Origin of the sequence: Streptomyces sp. NPDC088261, assembly GCF_044740805.1 — a bacterium.
In the GTDB taxonomy this organism is placed as follows: domain Bacteria; phylum Actinomycetota; class Actinomycetes; order Streptomycetales; family Streptomycetaceae; genus Streptomyces.
On sequence record NZ_JBIURL010000002.1, the window covers coordinates 654,887 to 674,440 of the forward strand.

The window sequence follows — 19,554 nt, forward strand, 5'->3', positions numbered from 1 at the left end:
GCGCTCTCACCCCGCGAGCGGGACCAGGGCGGGGTCGTCGTTCCCGGAGCGGGAGAAGAAGGGCTGCTCGGTCCAGATCGTCTTCCCGCTCCTGCCGTACCGACTGCCCCACCGTGTGGTGCAGTTGGCGACGATGAACAGGCCCCGGCCCCCTTCGTCCAGGTCGGTGGCGCGCAGGAGGCGCGGCTGGGTGTTGCTGGGGTCGGTCACCTCGCAGATCAGGACGTTCTCCCGGATGAGCCGCAGGCCCACCGGGCCGCCCGCGTGCCGGACGGCGTTGGTCACCAGCTCGCTGACGACCAGCTCGGTCGTGAGCGAGAGATCGTCCAGCCCCCACGCGGCCAGCTGCCGCATCGCCGCGGCCCGCGCGACGGCGACCGACGCGGGTCCGGCCGGGAACTCCCAGCTGGCGACGGAGCGGGCGGACAGCGTCCTGGTCCGGGCGAGCAGCACGGCGAGATCGTCCTGGGGAGGCTCGTCGCCGAAGTCCGCCAGCAGGGACCGGCCGACCTCTTCGAGCGAGGACCCCGGCCGGCACGTGCTGTCCAGACGGTGTCCGATCCGCGCCAGCGCGCGCTCCACGTCGAAGCCCTCCAGGCCGAACAGGCCGTCGGTGTAGAGCGCCAGGACGCTGTCCGGCTCCAGCCGTACGGTGACGGACTCGAAGGGCACCCCGCCCACCCCCAGCGGGGGACCGGGCGGCACGTCCAGGAACTCCGCCCCGCCGCCCGGCCGGACCAGGGCGGGCGGGGGCTGGCCCGCGCTGGCGAAGGTGCACAGGCCCGACACCGGGTCGTAGAGGGCGTACAGGCAGGTGGCACCGACCACGTCCCGCCGCCCCGCCGGCGCCTCGGCGGCCAGCCGCTGGACGAGGTCGTCCACCTGGGTGAGGACCTCCTCGGGAGGCAGCTCCATCCCGCCGAACGCCTGGATCGCGGTACGGAGCCGGCCCATCGTCGCCGTCGCGGGGAGGCCGTGGCCGATGACGTCACCGATGACCAGCGCCACCCGTGACGACGGCAGTGGAATGACGTCGAACCAGTCGCCGCTGATGCTCATCTCCCCCTCCGCCGGACGGTAGGTGCCCGCCGTCTCCACGGCCGGCAGATCGGTCACGGGCTGCGGGAGCAGCTGCTCCTGGAGGGCGACCGCCGCGCGGTGCTCGTGCGTGTAGCGGCGGGCGTTGTCGACGCCCAGGGCGGCCCGCGAGGCGATCTCCGCCAGGAGGAGCCGGTCGGACTCCTCGAATGCCTCCCGCCGCCGTTCCGTACGCCACACCGAGACCGTCCCGAGGCTGCGCCCCCGCGCCCGCAGGACGGCCACCAGGACCGAGTGCGCCCCGTCGGGGACGAGCAGCCCGGCCAGGTGGCCGTCGCCGCCCAGCGCGCCGAGCACCGTGTCGCGGGACGCCAGCAGGGTGGCCCCTTCCTGGATCCCGCGCAGTTCGTCACTGTCCGGCAGCGGGGGGTACGACTCTCCCGGCCCGAGCAGACCGGCCTGCCACCCGCCCCCGGCCGACGCGACCGCCACCCGCGCCAGGTGCTGGCGCCCGCCGCCGAGGACGAGCGGCGGTTCCTCCCCGGCGAGCACGGACTCGGAGAGGTCCACGGACACCAGGTCGCCGAGTGCCGGAACGACCACGTCGGCCAGGTCCTGCGCGGTCTCGACGACGTCGAGCGAGGAACCGATCCGGGCGGCGGACGTGTGGAGCAGCCCGATCTGCCGGCGGAGCGTCTCCTCGGCGGTGGTGTCGTTCACCGCCACGGCGACCCCGTCCGGGCGTCCGGACCGGTCCAGGAGCCGCAGCGCCGTCAGGGACATGACCCACTGCCGTCCCGACGGCTGCGGGGCCCGGATCAGGTGCGTGCTGCGGACGGCCGGCACGCCCGTCTCCAGCACCTCGCGCAGCACGCTCTCCACGGCCTCCGCGTCCTCGGCGTCCATCACGTCCCCCAGCCGGCTGCCGACCGGCAGGGGTGGGCCGTCGAACATCTCGGGGGTGATGTTGGTCCGTACGACGTTCAGATCCGTGTCGTGGATGCCGATGCCCAGGCGGGCCTGGGAGAACAGGGCACGCAGGAGGGCCAGCGCCTGCTCGGACTCCGCCGCGTCGGCCATGGGGACGGCCGTGAGCAGGTACTCGTCGGCGCCCTCCAGCGGGACCACGTGGTAGGCGACCTCGACGGTCCTCCCCGAGGAGTGGCGCAGCGCGGCCGCGCCGCCGCCGGAGCCGTACCGCCCTCTCTCGCGCGCCGCCCGGAGCGGCCGGACGAGCAGTTTCCGGACGGACCGGCCGCAGACGTCCTCCGCGCCCCGGCCGAGCAGGGACTCCGCGTCGGACGACCAGCGGATCACGGTGCCTTTCCGGTCCACGACCGCCGCCGCCACGGCGTCAAGGGGGATCCCTGACCTCGCGGGGGATTCCTCATCCGGGTGCATACCGCCTCCTGAACCGGGCACCGGCGGTGTCGCGCGCCTTCCGCACACCGTGTGACCTGGCCGTACAGCCGGTTGCGGCTTTCCGCCGACACCTACAGTCTGCTCGCGGAGAGGCCTTCCCACTCACCCACGGCGCGACTTCCCCGCCGGGAGACCGATGGGAGCGGTGTGACTCGCGGTGTGATCAGCCGGTGTAGGCGGCCGGCGCCCTGGTGAAGTCGAGCGCGCTCTGGCCGGCACCGCTGCCATCAGACCCGGCGTCCGTGGTGGAGCCACCGCAGGCGCGGTCCCGGTCGACGGCCCAGAAGCTCACGCGTCAGCGGCGGTAAGCGCCGGTCAGCGGCGGTGCCTGCGGGGCGGGCGTCCGGCGACGGCCGTACGGCGGCGGCGCAGAAGGAAGGCGCCCGTCGCCGCCACGGCCAGCGCGGCGGCCCCGGCGAGGGAGGCGGTGGTCGGGGTGAGCGGGGAGCCCGTGTCCGCCACGGGGGAGGCGTTCGCGGGATCGGCCGCCGTGGACGCCGGCACGGGGGACGGGGACGACGGCGTCGGGGTGGGGGCCGGGGAGGCGACGGCGGCGGGCTCCGGGGTCCGCTTCGGGGCGGGGGTCGAGGCCCGGGGTGACGGTGAGGCGGTACGGGTGGCCGGCGTGGCCGCCGCCCTGGCCTGCCCCGCGCTCCTGCCGGGGAAGACGACGTCGGAGCACGAGTAGTAGGTGTCCGGCGTGCTGGAGTTGCGCCAGACCGTGTACAACACGTGCCGGCCGGTCCGGCCGCCCGGAAGGCGGGCCGGGATGCGGTAGGCCCCGTTCTCCAGCGCCGGGTCCTTCGCGGTGAGGAAGGGCTCGGGGTCCAGGTCGTCCCACGTCAGCGGGGCGTCGGGGGAGTAGCCCTGCCGGGTGAGATAGAGGCTGAACGTCCCCTCGTGCGGGATGGAGGACCGGTACGTGAGGGTGAACCGGGCCCCCGGGACCAGCGTGGTGGCCGGCCAGTCGGAGCGCGGCAGGTCGAGTCCGGCGTACGCGGCGAGGCCCGCGCTGCACAGCTTCCCGTCCGGAATCACCTGCCGGTCCCTGCCTCCGACGTCCGCGACCCGCAGGTTGTCCCAACTGCCGAGCTGCTGGCCGCCGTTGGCGGCGACGGCCGCCCGGCACGCGGGCGAGCCGGCCAGCCCCTCCGACGCCAGGCCGCACGCCGCGACCCGGCTCACCGGATCGGTCGGCGCGCCGTGCGCGTACGCGGGACCCGCGGCCAGCAGCGCCGAACCCGCCAGCAGGAACGTGACGGCGCCGGCGAAGGCGGCCGGTGCGGAGGTGCGGTGACGGATCATCAGGTCAGGCTCCCTCGGCGGGCCCGGGGGCCCTGCGCGTAACAGTGTGCTGTCCATTACGGCCGGGGCGGCCGGGCCGTTCACCGGAGCCGTCGGCCGAGGGTCGCCGTTTCCCGGGGCGCGGAGGGAATCCGTCCTCGGCATCGGGGTGAATCTGCTCATGATCGCCGGTGAGCGGGGTACGTGTCGGTCACGCGATGGCAGCGGAATCGGGCCTGTACACGACGAGGCCCGGACACGACGAGGGGCGAGAAGGACATGGACAACATCTGGGAGTACGCGGCGGACTGCGGCTACGGGGAGGACCGGTCCCTGGTGGGCTACGAGGTGGAGGCGACCGACGGGGTCGTCGGCCAGGTGGAACGGCAGACGGACGTCGACGGCATGCGGCACCTGGTCGTCGACACCGGCATGTGGGTGTTCGGCACCAGCCTCCTGATCCCCGCGGGCCTCATCACCGGCATCGACTCAGAGACCCAGCGGGTCATCGTCGGCCGGGCCCGGGAGGAGATCAAGGGAGCGCCGCGCTTCGCCAGGGACAGCGAGACGACGGACGTGGCGTACCTGTCGGAGGTGGGCGCCTACTACCAGGCACTCGGCCCGGTCCCCGTCTCCTGACGCTCTCCTGACGGCCCGCCACGGGGCGACCTACGCCGTGCCGGGCCGGAACCCGGGCGGTGGCCCGTCGTGCCGGTGTCCCGGACCGGCCCGCGCCTTCCGCCGGGCCGGGCTACTCTGGAGTGACAGAAGGTCAGGTCACGCTCACCAGGATCGGGGAAGCCCCCGGGAGGCCGGCATGCGGTGGTCGGCGGTCCTCGGATACGGCCTGGGTCACGGTCTGGCGCTCAGCGTGCTGTTCACCGTGGGGGTGTTCGCCGGGGCGGCCGTGAGCAGGGACTTTCTGCTGAACGACTACCCGCCCGCGATCCAGCGCCGTTACGGCCGGCCCAAGAGCCGTCGCGGCCACCAAGTGGCGCTGCTCTTCAGCATGTTCGTCTGGGCCGTCTGCGGCCTTCCCCTCGTGGTCGGGGCAATGATCGGCCTGGACGGGGCACTGCCCGAGGGGCTGGACTTCCTGTCCGCCGCCGTGTGCGCGGCTCTCGTCTTCGCCACCCTGACCGTCTGGGACCTCGTCGTCCTCGACTGGATCGTGCTCGCCGGGCTGCGCCCCCGCCTGCTGGTCCTCCCCGGCACGGAGGACATGCCCGAGTACCGCGACCTCCGGTTCCACCTCGCCGCCGCGCTCAAAGGCAGCCCGCTGATCGTCGTGGTGGGACTGCTCACCGGAGGCATCGCCACCCTGATCGCCTGAGCCCGGAGCGGGGAGAGGACCTGGCCCCGCGATCCGGCCTCACGCGGCGATCCCGCCTCACCCGGCGCGACCGCCTCAGGCCCGGATCTCGCCCGAGCCGCGGGCGATGAGCGTGGGCGGGATCGTGATCGTGCGGACCGGCTGGGACGGGTCCGACAGGCGGGTGCGGAACAGCTCGATCGCCGTACGCCCTATCTCCTCGTCCCCCTGGGCGATCACCGTCAGCCCCGGACGCAGGAGGTCGGCCAGGGAGAAGTTGTCGAACCCCACCAGGGCCACCGTGCCCAGGTCCGCGCCGAGCGCGCGGATGACCCCGAGGGTGGTCGAGTAGTTGCCGGTGATGAGCGCCGTCGCGGGCGCCGTACCGCCGAGCAGGCGCGCCAGGGCCGCCGCGATACGGTCCTGCTCGACCGGGCCCGGATGCACCAGGCCGTCCAGGGGCTCGCCGATCCCGCGCAGGCAGTCGCGGAACGCCGCGGCCCGTTCGTGGCCCGTGTACACCCGCTCGTCGTCGCCGATGTAGCCGATCCTGCGGTGGCCGTGGCGGACGAGGTGCTCGAAGGCCATCCGGATGCCCGCGCGGTTGTCCGTGAGGACGGTGTCGACCGAGACGCCCGTCGCGGGCCGGTCGAACGCCACGACGGCGAGGCCGGAGTCGATCTCGGGCTGGAGGTACTGGTGGCCGTCGGCGATCGGCTCCAGGATGATGCCGTCCATGCGGCGCCCGCACATGGAGAGCACGGCCTCCCGCTCCCGTACCTCGTCGTCGTCCGTGGACATCGCGACGACGTTCAGACCCACACCGCGCGCGGTCGCCTCGATGGCCCGCAGGACGGGGTGTGCCTCCGCGATGTGCCGTACGGCCGCCCCGATCGTGCCCGTACGACCGCTGCGCAACTGCCGTGCCCGCTCGTCCGGTTGGTAGCCGAGCGTCTCGATCGCCCGGCGTACGCGCAGAGCCAGCGCCTCACCCACCGTCGCGTCGCCGTTCACCACCCGTGACACGGTGCGCAGCGCGACCTCCGCCTCCCGGGCGACGTCGACCATGGTCGGTCTGCGGGGGCGGGACGGGCCACGCTTTCCCGTGGCATCAGGACGAGGCACTGCGCTTCCTTTCGCTCAGGTCCGAGCATGATCGCATCGAAGCGCCGGCCGGAGGAGCGACCGACGCTCCGAGATCCGTCCGTGACGCTGGAGGGGTTGACTTGACGTCGCGGAAACATACTGTACTTCCAAGACAACGTTATCTCGCTGTCGGGTGCACGATCCATCCCTGACGAGGGGTGCAAAGACCCCCCGTTCCACCGAACGGTTCCGGGCCCGGTCGCGCCAACTGCCCACTCGTCAAGGAGAAGAAGAAGAAAGAATGAAACGCGCACGCACGCTGTTCGCGACCGCGGTGGGGCTCGCCGCCGCGCTGTCGCTCACGGCCTGTTCCACCAGCGCGGGCACCGGGTCCGGGGCCACCGCCCTGACGTTCATGACGTTCGAGACCCCCGCCCTCACCGCCGGCTTCTGGGACACGTCCATATCCGACGCGCGGAAGCAGGTCCCCGGCGTCTCCGTGAAGAAGATCGTCTCTCCGGACGCCGACCGGGACAAGTACGCCAAGCAGCTCCAGGCCTCGGGGCAGTTCCCCGACATCCTCTCCTCGATCACGCCCAAGGACTTCCTCGGCGCGGGCCTCCTCCAGCCGTACGACCAGAAGTGGCTGGACGACCACTTCACGGACCCCGACGGCAACGCGATCCAGGGCAAGAGCTACATCCCGCCCACCAACTCGCAGATCGTCCCCATGATCTTCTACAACAAGAAGATCTTCGCGGCCCACCACCTGGAGGTCCCGACGACCTGGGACCAGTTCATGACCGTCGTGAAGACGCTCAGGAAGGCCGGCATCACCCCGCTCCAGATGGCCGGCGCCGAGCCCTGGGCGGCGGCCTACCCGCTGTCGGGGCTCATCACCGCCGATGTGCTCGGCAAGAACCCCGACTGGGTTCAGGACCGGTACGCGGGAAAGGTGAGGTTCACGGACGCGAACGTGGTGGCCGCGGTGGGCAAATACCGTGCACTCGTCACCGCGGGCGGCTTTGACAAGGGCGCGCTCGGCGTGAACTACAACGACGCCAACACCCAGTTCCTCGCCGGGAAGTCGGCGATGTACCCGATGGGCAGCTGGCTCATCGGCCTCATCCCGCCGGCCGACGCGGCGGACTTCGGCACGTTCCTGCTGCCGAGTGCCGGGGGCGGCACGGTCGTTCCGTTCAACACCGGCGGTACGACGTCCGTCAGCGCCAAGTCCGCCGACGTCCCCAAGGCGATGGACTTCGCGAAGGCCTGGTCGCTGTCCCGGACCAATCTGAAGACACTGATCGAGACCGACGGCGCCTTCCCCATGCTGAAGGACGTGCCCTTCGACTCCTTCGGCGCGAAGGTCACCCCGGTCTACACCGAGGCCTACGCGTACGTGACGGGCGACGCCCGCAAGGTCAGCGCGTTCGGCGAGGTCAACAACGACGACGCGCTTCCCGCCGGTCTGGTCGACCAGTTCAACGCCCTGGCGCAGAAGCTGTTCACCGACTCGGACGTCAAGGGACTGCTGGCCGCCTTCGACACGGCCTGGGACAAAGCCGCCAAGTGACCGGCGGTGTGAGTGTGAGGAACCAGGAAAGGATCTCCCGCAGTGCCAAGTCGCACGCCCCGCGGCGGCCGGAGTCTCGGTCTCGCGCCCCTCGCGTGGATAGCCGTCGCTCTCTACGCCATGTTTCTGCTGTTCCCGCTCTTCCAGAGTCTGTTCTGGAGTTTCACGGACAAGAGCCCGCTCCAGGGCAGGAGTGACTTCGTCGGCCTCGCCAACTACACCGACCTCTTCTCCGACGACCTGTTCCTGCACAGCCTGCTCTTCACCGGCATCGTCGTCGTCTCCGTCACCGTCGTCGCCAACACGGTCGGTCTGCTGCTCGCGATGCTCCTCAACAAGTCGACCGCCAACTACCGGGTGATGCGCACCCTCATCTTCATCCCACAGGTTCTCTCCGGGGTCATCGTCGCCTTCATCTGGCGCAGCATCCTCACGCAGAACGGCCTGCTCAACGTCTTCCTGGTCAAGGTGGGCCTGGTCGAGGAACCGGTCGCCTGGCTGGGCAGCTCGGGGCTCGCCACGTTCTCGATCTGCGTCGTCGTCAGCTGGATCACCATCGCCTTCGCCACCGTCGTGTACACCGCCTCCCTCCAGTCGGTGCCCGCCGAGCTGTACGAGGCGGCCCGCGTCGACGGCGCCGGGTTCCTCGGCCGCTTCCGGCACGTCACCCTCCCCATGATCGCGCCCGGCATGACGATCAGTGTGGTCCTCTGCCTGATCACCACACTGAAGCTGTACGACGTCATCGCCGTCCTGACCGGCGGCGGGCCGGCCAACGCCACCCAGTCGACCGCGTACTACCTGGTGACCGCGGCCTTCACGGACAACCGGTTCGGCTACGCCTCGTCCATCGCCATGGTCCTGCTCGTCCTGACCGCCCTGGTCTCCTACTCGGCCACCCACGTCCTGCGGAAGAGGGAAGCGGACCTGTGACTCTCCCCGGATTCCTCCGCCTGTCCCGCCTGGCCGGGCGCGCCACCGCCGCGTGGCTCGTCACCCTGGCGTTCATCCTGCCCGTGTACATCGCGTTCGTCAGCGCGTTCAAGCACCAGGACCAGATCCTGTCCAACCCGGCCGCGCCGCCGTCGCCGTTCACCTTCGACAACATCCTCAACGCGCTGCGCCGCCCGGACCACCTGGTGCAGGCCGGCCTGCTCAACTCGGTCCTGGTGACCGTGGTGAGCGTGGTGGTCCTCGTCCCGCTCGGCTCGGTGGTCGGCTTCTACGTCTCCGAGCGGTCCCCGCGGATCAAGTCCCTCCTGCTCGCCCTCTTCGCGCTGGGCCTGATGGTCCCGCCGCAGGTCGTCCTGCTGCCGGTCGTCATCATGCTCCAGTGGATCGGCCTGGCGCACAGCTACCCGGGCCTCATCCTCTCCAACGTCGGCGGCGGCTACCTCTCCTTCGCGGTCTTCGTGTACGTGGGATTCCTCCGCACGATCCCCCGCGAGATCATCGAGGCCGCCCGCGTCGACGGGGCGGGTGACCTGCGGATCTGGTGGAAGATCATCTTCCCGGTCGTCAGGCCGGCCACCGCCACCGTCGCGATCTTCCTGGGGCTGTGGGTGTGGAACGACTTCCTCAACCCGCAGTTCATCCTCGGCCCGCTCCAGGGCCAGACCATCACCACCGGAATCTACGTGTCCCTCGGTGCCTATTCGACGGACTACAGCCAGCTGTTCGGGATCATGTTCCTCGCGGCGATCATCCCCCTGGTGGGATACCTGGTCAGCCAGCGGGAGTTCATCCACGGCCTGATGTCGGGAGCCTCCAAATGACCAGCCGCCACGCGACCCCCACGACCGACGGCGTCCCGGCCCTCGACACGCTCGCCGGACCCTGGACGGACCGGGCGGACCTGGCCCACCTCCCCTCGCTGCGCAACCAGGCGGGCCAGGGGCATGTGAACGGGGACCTGACCTCCCTGTCCTGGCTCGCCTTCCCGCCGTACAGCGGCGGCTACCACACCGGCGTCCTGCGGATCGACGGGACGCCGCTGCCCGCCCGGCGGCTGCGCTGGTCCCCGTGGGGGGTGGAGCGGGAGGGTGGCGGGGACGGGCTGACCGTGCACACCGACGTACGGATGGGTTACGAACGCAGCCGCGTCCTCTGGCGGTTGACCCTGCGCAACTCCTCCACGGAGACCCGGACCGTGACCGTCGAGCAGGAACTGCTCGCCATGTTCGCCCGGTCGGACGTGGACTGGGGCTGGCTGTACGGGTGCCCCTGGAACGCCGGGCACCACCACGACTTCTACGCCACCGAGCGACTGCGCTCCGAGGTCACCGCGCCCCGCCCCCGTCAGGTGCAGCTGCTGCCGGTGGGCGCGCGCCGGATCCGTCTCGGCAGCCCCCGGATCCCCGGCATCCAGCGGGACGAGGACTCCGCGCCGATGCTGCTGGAGTCCGAACTCCCCGACCACAGCACACCGGACTCCGGCCGGGTCCGGGCCCCCGGGGTCGCCTGCGCGCTGCGGGAGGTCGCGTTGACACGGGCCGGCGGGACGCCGGTGCCGCTGGGGGAGCCGGGCGCCCGCCACGACATCCGGCCCGACACCGACCGGTACCTCGGCGCGGTGGAGATCGGGGAGGGGGACACACTCCACTTCGAGGTACGGCTGGACGGCCCCGCGGGCACGGACCGTACCGGAGTGATCCTCACCCACGGCAACCACCCCGACTCGCTGCAAGTCGCGCTGGACGACGGGCGGTTGTCCCTGACCATCGGTGGCGAGCGGGTGACGGCGGCGGTACCCCTGCTGCCGGACACCTGGCACACGGTGGCGGTACGGGTCGACGCCGAGGCCGCCGAACTGTCCCTGGACGGCGGGGTGGTGGCCCGCACCGGCCCGTGGTGGGGCGGCCAGCGGTGGACCGCGCGGGTACGGCACGGCGGGGTGACCGTCGAGGACTCGGGCAGCCCGGCGGTGTCGTCGTACGCCTTCTCCGTTCCGCCCACCACCCTGGAGGCGGACGGGGCGCGGGGCCTGGCCCGGTGGGACGTCACACTCGACCCGGGGGACAACGTTGTCATCGGCTGGGTGCTCGACGTCGGCGAGTCGGCCGACGGGACGCGGGAGGCCGCCGCGTCCGCCGCCGCGTCGTTCGACCCGTCCTTCGACGCGGTCGCGGACCGCTGGCGCCGCACGTGGCGGAGCGCCTTCGAACCGGGCAACGACGAATTCTCCGGCCACCTGCCGACGCTGTCCGGGGCGGACCCGGACCTGGCCAGGACGTACTACACGGGCGCCCTTCTCGCGGTCTACCTGCGCAACACCCGCTCCGGCCGCCCCGGGCCGGTGTTCCTGACGGGCGGGCCCCGGCTGGGGCCGACCACGACGTTCTTCTGGGACCAGTCCGAGTGGGGGAGGACCGCCGCCCTGCTGGAGCCGGCGGGCGTACGGGCCTGGCTGCTGGCCGCGCTCGGCCAGCCGTACGACAGCTGCCACTCCTTCGACACCCGGAACCTGCTTCCGGTCGGAAATCACTACGCCGCCAACGACCACGCGCTGTTCCGGTCCGTCCAGTCCTATGTGGGGGTCACCGGCGATCTCACGCTGCTCGGCGAAGTCACCGGCGGGCGCACGGTGTTGGACCACCTGCGGGCCATGGCCTACCGGCCGAGAGGGCGGCGGGCCTCCTTCGGCTCCGGGGTGCTGGTCGACTTCGGCGACGACGCCTGGGAGTTGCTGGAATGCGTGCCCAACTACCGGCACGCCGTGGTGTCGTTGAACGCCGGGTATGTCGGCATGATGCGGTCGCTCGCCACCCTCCTGCGGTTCATGGGGGAGCGGGAAGAGGCCGAGGCGGCGGAGGCCGAGGCGGGACAGCTGTCGGCGGCGGTGCTGAAGCAGTACGCCGGGGACGGGCGGTGGGCGGTCTCGCACCCGGACGGGAGCGAACCCATCGGCCACTGCCTCGACTTCGCGCTGGTGGCGGGCGACATGTCCGAGGACCTCACGGCGGAACAGCGCGAGGAGATGGTCCGGTTCGTCACCGGCCACCTGGTCGACGGTGACTGGATGCGCGCCCTCGATCCCGGCGACCCGATCGCGCCCCTCTCCGACCGGCCGGACCACGGCGCGGCCGGCGCCTTCGCGGCGTGGCCCGGGGCGACCGCGTACGGGCTGTGCCGCCTGGGCCGCCCGGAGACGGCGGCGGCCATGCTGCGGCGGGCCCATCGCACCACGTCGGGGGGCCTGTGGGGGCAGGCCATGGAGGTGACCCCCGACGGGAGCTACCGCGTGGCGGAACGGGGGGTGTCCAACCGGGAGAGCAACGCGGCGGTCGCCGTCACGGAGGCGGTCCTCGCGGGGCTGTTCGGCATCCGGAGCGGATTCACCAGCCTCACCCGCGACCAGGGTGCGGCGCGGAGCCCGTACGGCCGGCTGGAGAACATCCGGGCGCTGGGCTTCGACCTCCGGCGGGACCACCAGGACACGGTGTAGGACGGCGGTGGGTGGGCGGCGGCGTACCGTCGCCCTCCCGGCCGGGTCAGGAGTTCTCCGCCAGCCACGGTCTGACCTGGCGGCGGGCGTGGTGCAGCCGGGACTTCACCGTGCCCAGCGGGATGCCCATCCGCTCCACGATCTCCGCGTACTCCATCTGACAGATGTCGCGGTAGACCAGCGGCTCCACCAGGTGCGGGCTGTCCCGTTCGAGCCGTTCCAGCGCCTCCAGCAGGTCCACGCGGGACCCGGCGATCACACTGGTCGTCCGGGGATCCGCGCGGCCCGTCACCTCGGAGGACAGGGGCGTCTCGCCGGCCCGGCGCTTCAGCTCGCGGTACTTCTGCCGGGCGCAGTTGGCCACCACCGTGTAGAGCCACGTGCTGAACCGGCTGCGGCCCTCGAAGCGGTGGATGTGGCGCGAGACCTGGAGCAGGACGTCCTGCGCGGCCTCCTCGGCGTCCTCCCGGAAGAGCAGGAACCGGCCGCAGCGCCGGACCGTCTCGGGCCAGATCTCCCGCAGGAGCTGGTCCAGCGCCGCCGGGTCCCCGGCCGCGGCGCGGGCCGCCAGGGCCTCGGTGTCGGGTGTCCAGCTCATGGGGTATGCGTGCAGAGTGAAATCACCCAGGCATGATAATCACATGTCTTCACCTCAGTGGATCGGTCGCTACCGCGTCGAGCGACGCCTGGGCACGGGCGCCTTCGGTGTCGTGTGGCTGGCCCACGACGACCGGCTCCAGGCGCCCGTCGCCATCAAGGTCATGGCGGAGAACTGGGCGTACCGGCTCGACATCCGGGAGCGGTTCCTGTCGGAGGCACGGCTGCTGCGCCGCGCCGCCTCCGACGGACTCGTCCAGGTCTTCGACATCGGCGAGCACTCCGAGGACCGGCCCTACTTCGTCATGGAGTACGCGGACCGGGGCACCCTGGAGGACCGCCTCGCGGCCGGGCCGCTGCCGGTGGCGGAGGCGCTGCGGCTCACCGCCGCGGCCACCAGGGGAGCGGCCGCGCTGCACCGCGCCGGGGCCGTACACCGGGACATCAAACCGTCGAACGTGCTGGTCGCGACCGCCCCGGACGGCGGGGAGCGGGTACTGGTCGCGGACCTCGGCCTCGCCAAGAGCCTGGCGCAGGCCTCCGGGCTGACCCTGACCGTCGGGTCCGCGGGCTACGCCGCGCCGGAACAGCTCGACCAGAGCGACGGCATCGACGCGCGCGCCGACGTCTACAGCCTGGGGGCGCTGCTCCACCACCTGCTGACCGGTGTGGTCCCGGGCCCGCCGGGGAAGATCGTGCCGCCGGACCGGCTGCGGCCCGGGCTGCCTCCGGCGGTCCGGCGGGCCGTCCTCCGGGCCCTGGAGAGCGACCGCGAGCGGCGCTGGCCGACGGCCGAGGCGTTCGCGCGCGAACTGGAACGGCTGGCCGCACCGGCCGACGGCCACCCGGCCGGCCGGAGACCGCGCCGGGCCCGCCCGGGGCGGCTGCTCGCCGCCGTGGCCACCCTGGCCGTCGTCGCGCTCGGCGCGGTCGCCGCCGTACGGTGGCAGACCGATCCCCCGACGCCCGCCGTGCAGCGCGTGAGCGACGCCACCGGCCGTATCCAGGTGGACGTGCCCGCCGCCTGGGCCGGGCAGCTGGCCGGTTCCGGCTGGACGCCCGAGGCGCTCGGACTGCCGGACCACCACGCCCCCGGGCTGACCGTCGCCGGGGATGTGCGACGCTGGCCCGACCTCGGCGCGGAGGTCAGCGGGGTGTTCGTGGGGCTCGGCGCCGACCGTGACCTGGCGGACCGGGTCGACGCGATCAGCCACCGCGCCTGCCGGTACGACGGCAGCCGTACGTTCTCGGACGCCTCCTGGCACGGTCGCATACGGACCTGGTCCTCCTGCGGCACGGCCGGGCGGTCGCTGGAGGAGGTCGCGCTCACACCGGTACGGGACGGCGCCCCGCAGGCGTACGTCCAGATCAGACGGGGTGCGGGCGACGACCCGACCGACCGGATCCTGCGCAGCCTGCGGGTCTCGGGCTGAGACCCCGCGCGGGGCCGCCGGAAGTTTTCGGGAACGGGCGTGAACTTTCGCGCCGGGCCCGTCATCGAACCGGGGTGGAGCGCACCGCGGCGCCGGGCCGCACCGGCCCGAACGCCGGGTGGTGCGGGAATGACGGTCCGGAAGGACCTCGTACGGAGAAGGAGTGACGGCAGACATGACCGAGAACGAGGAGACGTTCCCCGTACGACCCCGGTCCCCGCTCGCACGGCGGCGGGCCATCCGGCTCGCGGCGGGCGGCGCCCTGGTGGTCGCGGCCGCCGCGCTGCTGACGGGCTGCGGGGGCAAGGACGATCCCGCGGCCTCGGCCCCGCACACCGTCGGCGGACCCGCCGTCCCGGTGGGCGGCGACCCGTCCGGTACGGCGACGCCCGACCCGGACCCCACGGCGTCCGGCACCACCTCCGCCCCTACTTCTTCCCCGTCCACCGGCTCCGCCGGCTCGGGCACGAAGAGCGGCGGGACGTCCGGCTCGTCCACGCACAGCGGTGGCACGAGCACGTCCGCGGGCGGCGAACGCTGCCACACGCCGGACGTCAAGGCGTCCGTCGGCCCCAACCGCCCGGGAGCCGGCCAGGAGAACTTCGCCCTCGTCCTGACCAACACGTCCGGCCACACCTGCACCGTCGACGGCTTTCCCGGGCTCGCGTTCCTGAACAAGGCCGGACAGCAGGTCTCGGTGGACCCCGAGCGCGCCAAGGTGACCGGCACCCTTGTCAAGCTCGCCCCCGGCCGCAGCGCGTGGGCGCCCATGACCTTCGGCAACCCCGAGATCACCGGGGTCACGACGGTCACCCCGGCGTCGGTGCTCATCACCCCGCCCGACGAGAAGGACGCGCTGAAGGTCGCCTGGACCGGGGGCAGTGTGACCAACACCGGCAAGGCGTCGGTGCCGACGATCGGTGTGTTCACCGCGGGCACGGGAGCCTGACACCCGGAGCCCGAACGCGGGTGCCGCGGCCGGCACCCGCGCGCGGCATCCGAACCGAAAGCGAGGGCCGGGGGGCGGCACTGCCCCCCGGCCCTCGCGGCATGGTCAGGGGTCAGGCGCGCGCCACCGACCGCGCCGCGTTGTACCCCTCGGTCCGCAGGGCGGGCCGCCCCGACGGCAGTGCCTCGGCGGGCCAGGAGAGCGTGACGCTCCGCGACTCACCGGGCAGCAGCCACACGTAGTTCTCGCTGTACAGCGTGGGCAGCACCCGCTCGCCGCTGGTGGCGTCGAGCAGCGAGAGCCGTACCATCGCGGCCACCGCGGAACCGCGGTTGTGGACGGTCGCCGTCAGCTCGCGGCGCGCCCCCGCCTTCGTCACCCGGCCGAGGTCGGCGGAGACCTTGACGGCCTTCGCGCGGTTGAGCGCCTTCATGTCGGCGGCCTCGCGGTAGCGCCAGTACGTGTTCTCCGACAGCGTCCTGCCCCGGCTGTCCTCCAGGCGCAGCCGCAGGAGGTGGAAGTCCGGCTGGTCCTTCGTCCAGCCGGCGGTGAACGCGTCCGCCGTGGTCGACGGGGCGACGTCCACCCGCGCCGTGCGGGTCGCGCCGAGCTGCCGTCCCGACAGGTCGAAGTACCGCGCGGAGACCGTCGCGCCCTTCAGTGCGTCGGGCGTGTGGTTGACCGCGATGACCTGCCAGCTCTGCGGATCGGCCTGGACGTGCACGGCCTCGCACGCCGCCCGCGCCCCGTAGTAGGTGCCGTTGACGTCGAAGTCGTAGTCGTACGTCTGCCACACCGTGCTGTGCCACGCCGGGTGGGACATCCACAGCATGAGTCCGCTGGCGTCCTTCCACAGGTGGGCGTTCCACGCCTCGAACATGGCGCGGGTGTTCTCGTAGTTGACGAACTGCGCCTTGCGCGCGAAGTCGTCCAGGTCGTGGGCCTTGTCGAGACGCGTCTCGATGGCGGCCTGGTAGTTCTGCGGCGCCTGGTTCCCCCGCGTGCTCCAGTCGTGGTAGTACCACGCACCGCCGATCGGCCACTCCGGCTCGTCGCCGACGAGGCTGCGCGTGCTCTCCGCCGTCGACACCACGGGCATGCCGATCTCGGTGTGGAAGCCGAAGCTGCCGCTGCCGTACGTGGACGGCGAGAAGTAGCGCTCGTGCTCGACCCAGCCGTACGGGCCGCCGCCGGTGACGATGCCGCCCGCCGAGTTGTTCTGGTAGAAGATGCCCGGCGCCGTGGACTCGACCGCGTCCCGCATCCCGTTGTCGATCGCCGCCGGCGGGTTGCCCTCGTTGGCGCCGCACCAGACCACCACGCTGGGGTGGATGCGGTAGCGCAGGACGGTGTCCCGCGCCAGGCCGTTGAACGCGTCGTGGTCCGGCGGGTCCATCGCCCAGGCGTTGGGGAAGTCGTTCCAGACGAGTATCCCGTGCTCGTCGCAACTGGCGAAGAACTCCTCGCGGTTGACCGACCCCACCCAGTTGCGGATCATCGTGAAGTTCATGTCGCGGTGCATCCGGACCGCCGCGTCCATCCGGGCGGCGGGCATCCGGCGCAGCAGCTCGTCCCAGCCCCAGTTGCCGCCCCGGCAGAAGACCCGTACCCCGTTCACACTGATCTTCAGCGGGTCCGGTGTGTTGTCGACGGACGTGATGTCCGTCCACGAGTCGCCGTTGTCGGAGACCTGGATCGTGTACGTCTTGGGGTAGGCCGCCTCCCACACGATGACCACGCGGTCGAAGGAGACGGAGGAGCCCAGGTCGACCTGGATCCACTGGTTGTCCTCGTAGGACGAGGACCAGCGGGAGCCGGGGTTGCCGTCGGTGGCGTTGGCGGCCTTGTTGGAGCCGTCCTCCGAGGACGCGGTCGCCGTCCTGTGCAGCGCGAGGTCCGTGCCCGGCGCGGCGGTGTCGATCACCGACAGCGTCCAGAGCGAGGAACCCCAGCTGGTCGCGCGGGCGCCGCCGTTGATCCGGACGTAACGGCCGGTCCTGGCGGCGAAGTCCACCGTCTGGAGGCTCGCGTTGCCGCTCTGGAACGGCAGCGGTACGGCGGAGTTGTCGACGGACTTCGCGTCCGTCCACGTGTCCCCGTCGGCGGAGATCTGCACGACGTACGTCTTCGCGTACGCCTGCTCCCAGGTGAGGTCCACCCGGTCGAAGGAGACGGACGCGCCCAGGTCGACCTGGATCCACTGGTCGTCCTCGAACGAGGAGGACCAGCGGGTCGCCGGGTCGCCGTCGGTGACGTGGGAGGCCGGGTTGCCCGACTCGTCCACGGAGGAGGCGGTGGCCGTCTTCCCCTTGGCGAGGTCCGTGCCGGGCACACCGCTGTCGAAGACCGACAGGGTCCACAGCGACGAGCCCCAACTCGTCGCGCGCGTCAGACACTTGATCCGTACGTACCGCGCCGTGCGGCTGCCCAGGTCCACGGACTGCGTGTACGCGTCGCTGCCGCCGGTGAAGGGCAGCTTCACGTCGAACTCGTAGCCGAACTGGCGGATGCCGAAACGGGTGGTGCGCCGGTCGCTCTCCGCGCCGCCGACGGACGCGACCAGGGTCAGGTCGTGCAGGTTCGGCTCGCCGTAGCCGTTGGGCCACCACAACTTGGGCTTGCGGAGGCGCAGCTGGCTGTAGTCGGCCGGGGCGAAGGTGACCTCGGCCGTGGCGCCGGCGGCCACCGTGACGCTCCGGGAGACCTTGACGCCGTCGAACGAGGCGGTGACGGTCACCTGCCGGTCGGCGGAGTCGGCGTTGCGGACCGGGACGACGATCGTCACCTCGGCGCTGCTCGTGTCGGGCAGGTCCGGCAGCTTGGTGTCCACCCGGGGGTCGCCGATGACGGCGTGGCCGGTCGAGCGCAGCCGTACGTGGTTCCAGATGCCGGAGACGCGGTCACGGACCGCCGGCATCCAGTCCCAGCCCGAGGAGGCCAGATACGTGGGGGAGTTGCGGTTCATCATGTTGGCGCCGGCGTCCACCCAGGATTCGCCGGCCGGGCCCTTGTCACCGGGGCTGCCGGGGAAGGGCATCGGCGAGATCTTCACGGCCAGCGCCTGCTCGCCCCGTACCAGCAGGTCCGTCACGTCGTGCGCGGAGCGGGCGAAGGGGAACGTCAGCCCGCCGACCTGCTTGCCGTTGAGCCACACGTCCGCCTTGTGGTTGACGCCGTCGAACTCCAGCCACACGTGCCGCCCCGCGCCGGTGCGCAGCCCCTTCGGCAGGCTGAAGCCGCGCCGGTACCACCAGGAGTGGCGGGACAGGGCCTCCGGGACGTGGAGGTTGTTCAGGCCGGCCACCGGGTCGGGCAGATGGCCCTGGTCGACCAGCGTCGCCAGGACGGTGCCGGGAACCGTCGCGGGCAGCCAGCGGCTCGTGTCCACCGCGGTACGGGACAGGTCGGCGCCCTCGCCGCCGGCCCAGTCGTCCATGGTCAGGGTCCACCCCGACTCCAGCGGTACGGTGCCGTCGTCGGCCACGTCGAGCGCGGGGGCCTTGTGGGTGTGGGTGCCCCAGTCGGTCCAGCCGGTGGCGGCGGGGCGGTGGCCCTTGGCCGTGCCGTACACCTCGAAGCCGTTGAGGCCCAGCGGGTTGGCGTTGGAGCGCTTGTTCACGGTGAGCCGTACCCACCGGGCGGCCACCGGCTTGGCCGGCTTGATCTCCACGAGCCCGCCCTGGCCCGAGGTCGTGCGGTGGACGGCGGTCCAGGTGCGGTGGTCCCGGGACGTCTCGACCACGAAGTCGACCGCGTAACTGGACAGGATCTCCTGACCGGTGGTGTCGGTGCGCGGGTTGCCGCTCGTGGGGGGCACGAACACCGGGTCGTTGGACGCCGCCTCGAAGGTGAGGGAGATGGAGTCCACGGTGCAGTCGGCCTGGAGGTCGACGGATATCCACTGCGGGTCGCCCGCCGCCGCGCGCCAGCCGGTGCCCCGTACACCGCCGGAGTTGAGCTTGTCCACGACGAACTCGGCCGGGGTGGGCGCGTAGTCGGTGGAGGAGACCGCGACGGGGCGGTAGGCGGCGAGTTCACCGCGCGCGGTGGCCGTACCCCCGGCGGTGGCGGTGGCGGCGCGGCTGGTGCCGGGCAGCGCGAGGCCGAGGCCGAGACCGGCGAGCAGGGTCGATCCCGTGGTGACGACAGTCCGACGGGAGGGGTGTGGCGACTGATTCGACATGTGCAAGACGTCCATTCCAGGTGGGCCCGCAGGAGCAGGCGACCTGGCTCAGCTCGCCTGACAACGTTGCCATAGGCTGTAATCCGCCGCCGTTTCTGTCAAGAGTCGGGGCGATTCCGACTCGGTGAACGGAGGTGGGGACCCGGAAGCCCCGGAGAAACCCGCGGCGAAAAACGGCTGTCCGCGTGACGGAGATCGCGGCGCCCGGCAGACTGCTGCCCAGGTGACGG

14 protein-coding genes are annotated in these 19,554 nt (G+C 72.1%); 8 read left to right on the forward strand and 6 right to left on the reverse strand.

Going from position 1 to position 19,554, the window contains the following annotated elements; translation table 11 throughout:
• Window positions 1-6: 6 nt before the first annotated feature.
• From ACIODU_RS06720 to ACIODU_RS06730, 3 genes are all read right to left on the reverse strand, one after another.
• Window positions 7-2,439, reverse strand: a complete 2,433-nt coding sequence (locus tag ACIODU_RS06720) for a SpoIIE family protein phosphatase (RefSeq protein ID WP_401764690.1) — start codon at window positions 2,437-2,439, stop codon at window positions 7-9.
• A gap of 184 nt (window positions 2,440-2,623) precedes the next feature.
• Window positions 2,624-2,752, reverse strand: a complete 129-nt coding sequence (locus tag ACIODU_RS06725; protein ID WP_401764693.1) for a hypothetical protein — start codon at window positions 2,750-2,752, stop codon at window positions 2,624-2,626.
• 23 nt (window positions 2,753-2,775) lie between these two features.
• Window positions 2,776-3,765 (reverse strand): lytic polysaccharide monooxygenase, encoded by a 990-nt coding sequence (locus ACIODU_RS06730; RefSeq protein WP_401764696.1) that lies wholly within the window; start codon window positions 3,763-3,765, stop codon window positions 2,776-2,778.
• Window positions 3,766-4,023: 258 nt separating this feature from the next.
• Here ACIODU_RS06730 and ACIODU_RS06735 point away from each other — a divergent pair, with 258 nt between their 5' ends.
• Together ACIODU_RS06735 and ACIODU_RS06740 are read left to right on the forward strand one after the other, a co-directional pair.
• Window positions 4,024-4,383: a PRC-barrel domain containing protein gene (locus ACIODU_RS06735; protein WP_356419924.1), complete on the forward strand. Its 360-nt coding sequence runs from the start codon at window positions 4,024-4,026 to the stop codon at window positions 4,381-4,383.
• A gap of 178 nt (window positions 4,384-4,561) precedes the next feature.
• Window positions 4,562-5,077, forward strand: a complete 516-nt coding sequence (locus tag ACIODU_RS06740) for a hypothetical protein (RefSeq protein WP_401764699.1) — start codon at window positions 4,562-4,564, stop codon at window positions 5,075-5,077.
• 75 nt (window positions 5,078-5,152) lie between these two features.
• On the opposite strand, the gene ACIODU_RS06745 is transcribed toward ACIODU_RS06740, so the two are convergent.
• Window positions 5,153-6,181, reverse strand: coding sequence for a LacI family DNA-binding transcriptional regulator (locus ACIODU_RS06745; RefSeq protein ID WP_356419921.1), 1,029 nt, complete (start codon window positions 6,179-6,181; stop codon window positions 5,153-5,155).
• 262 nt (window positions 6,182-6,443) lie between these two features.
• Here ACIODU_RS06745 and ACIODU_RS06750 point away from each other — a divergent pair, with 262 nt between their 5' ends.
• Genes ACIODU_RS06750 through ACIODU_RS06765 form a run of 4 tightly spaced genes read left to right on the forward strand, consistent with a single transcriptional unit; the run spans window position 6,444 to window position 12,162 of the window.
• On the forward strand, window positions 6,444-7,718 hold the full coding sequence (locus tag ACIODU_RS06750) for an ABC transporter substrate-binding protein (protein ID WP_401764702.1): 1,275 nt from the start codon (window positions 6,444-6,446) through the stop codon (window positions 7,716-7,718).
• Between the two features lie 42 nt (window positions 7,719-7,760).
• Window positions 7,761-8,651, forward strand: a complete 891-nt coding sequence (locus ACIODU_RS06755) for a sugar ABC transporter permease (RefSeq protein ID WP_345943824.1) — start codon at window positions 7,761-7,763, stop codon at window positions 8,649-8,651.
• Window positions 8,648-9,493, forward strand: a complete 846-nt coding sequence (locus tag ACIODU_RS06760; protein WP_356419912.1) for a carbohydrate ABC transporter permease — start codon at window positions 8,648-8,650, stop codon at window positions 9,491-9,493. The genes ACIODU_RS06755 and ACIODU_RS06760 overlap by 4 nt, the downstream gene beginning before the upstream one ends.
• Window positions 9,490-12,162 (forward strand): laminin G domain-containing protein, encoded by a 2,673-nt coding sequence (locus ACIODU_RS06765; protein ID WP_401764706.1) that lies wholly within the window; start codon window positions 9,490-9,492, stop codon window positions 12,160-12,162. Before ACIODU_RS06760 ends, ACIODU_RS06765 begins: the two co-directional genes overlap by 4 nt.
• 46 nt (window positions 12,163-12,208) lie before the next feature.
• Here ACIODU_RS06765 and ACIODU_RS06770 read toward each other — a convergent pair whose 3' ends face one another.
• Complete coding sequence (locus ACIODU_RS06770; protein WP_356419907.1) at window positions 12,209-12,760, reverse strand: RNA polymerase sigma factor; 552 nt, start codon at window positions 12,758-12,760, stop codon at window positions 12,209-12,211.
• Window positions 12,761-12,803: 43 nt separating this feature from the next.
• On the opposite strand from ACIODU_RS06770, the gene ACIODU_RS06775 reads away from it, so the two are divergent.
• Both ACIODU_RS06775 and ACIODU_RS06780 read left to right on the forward strand, forming a co-directional pair.
• Entirely contained in the window at window positions 12,804-14,192 is a 1,389-nt protein-coding gene (locus ACIODU_RS06775) for a serine/threonine-protein kinase (protein WP_356419904.1), read from the forward strand.
• Between the two features lie 175 nt (window positions 14,193-14,367).
• Window positions 14,368-15,141, forward strand: coding sequence for a DUF4232 domain-containing protein (locus ACIODU_RS06780; protein WP_401764710.1), 774 nt, complete (start codon window positions 14,368-14,370; stop codon window positions 15,139-15,141).
• 112 nt (window positions 15,142-15,253) lie between these two features.
• Here ACIODU_RS06780 and ACIODU_RS06785 read toward each other — a convergent pair whose 3' ends face one another.
• The gene (locus ACIODU_RS06785) at window positions 15,254-19,324 is read right to left on the reverse strand and encodes a discoidin domain-containing protein (protein WP_401764712.1); all 4,071 of its coding nucleotides are present in this window, start codon (window positions 19,322-19,324) and stop codon (window positions 15,254-15,256) included.
• Window positions 19,325-19,554: the final 230 nt, after the last annotated feature.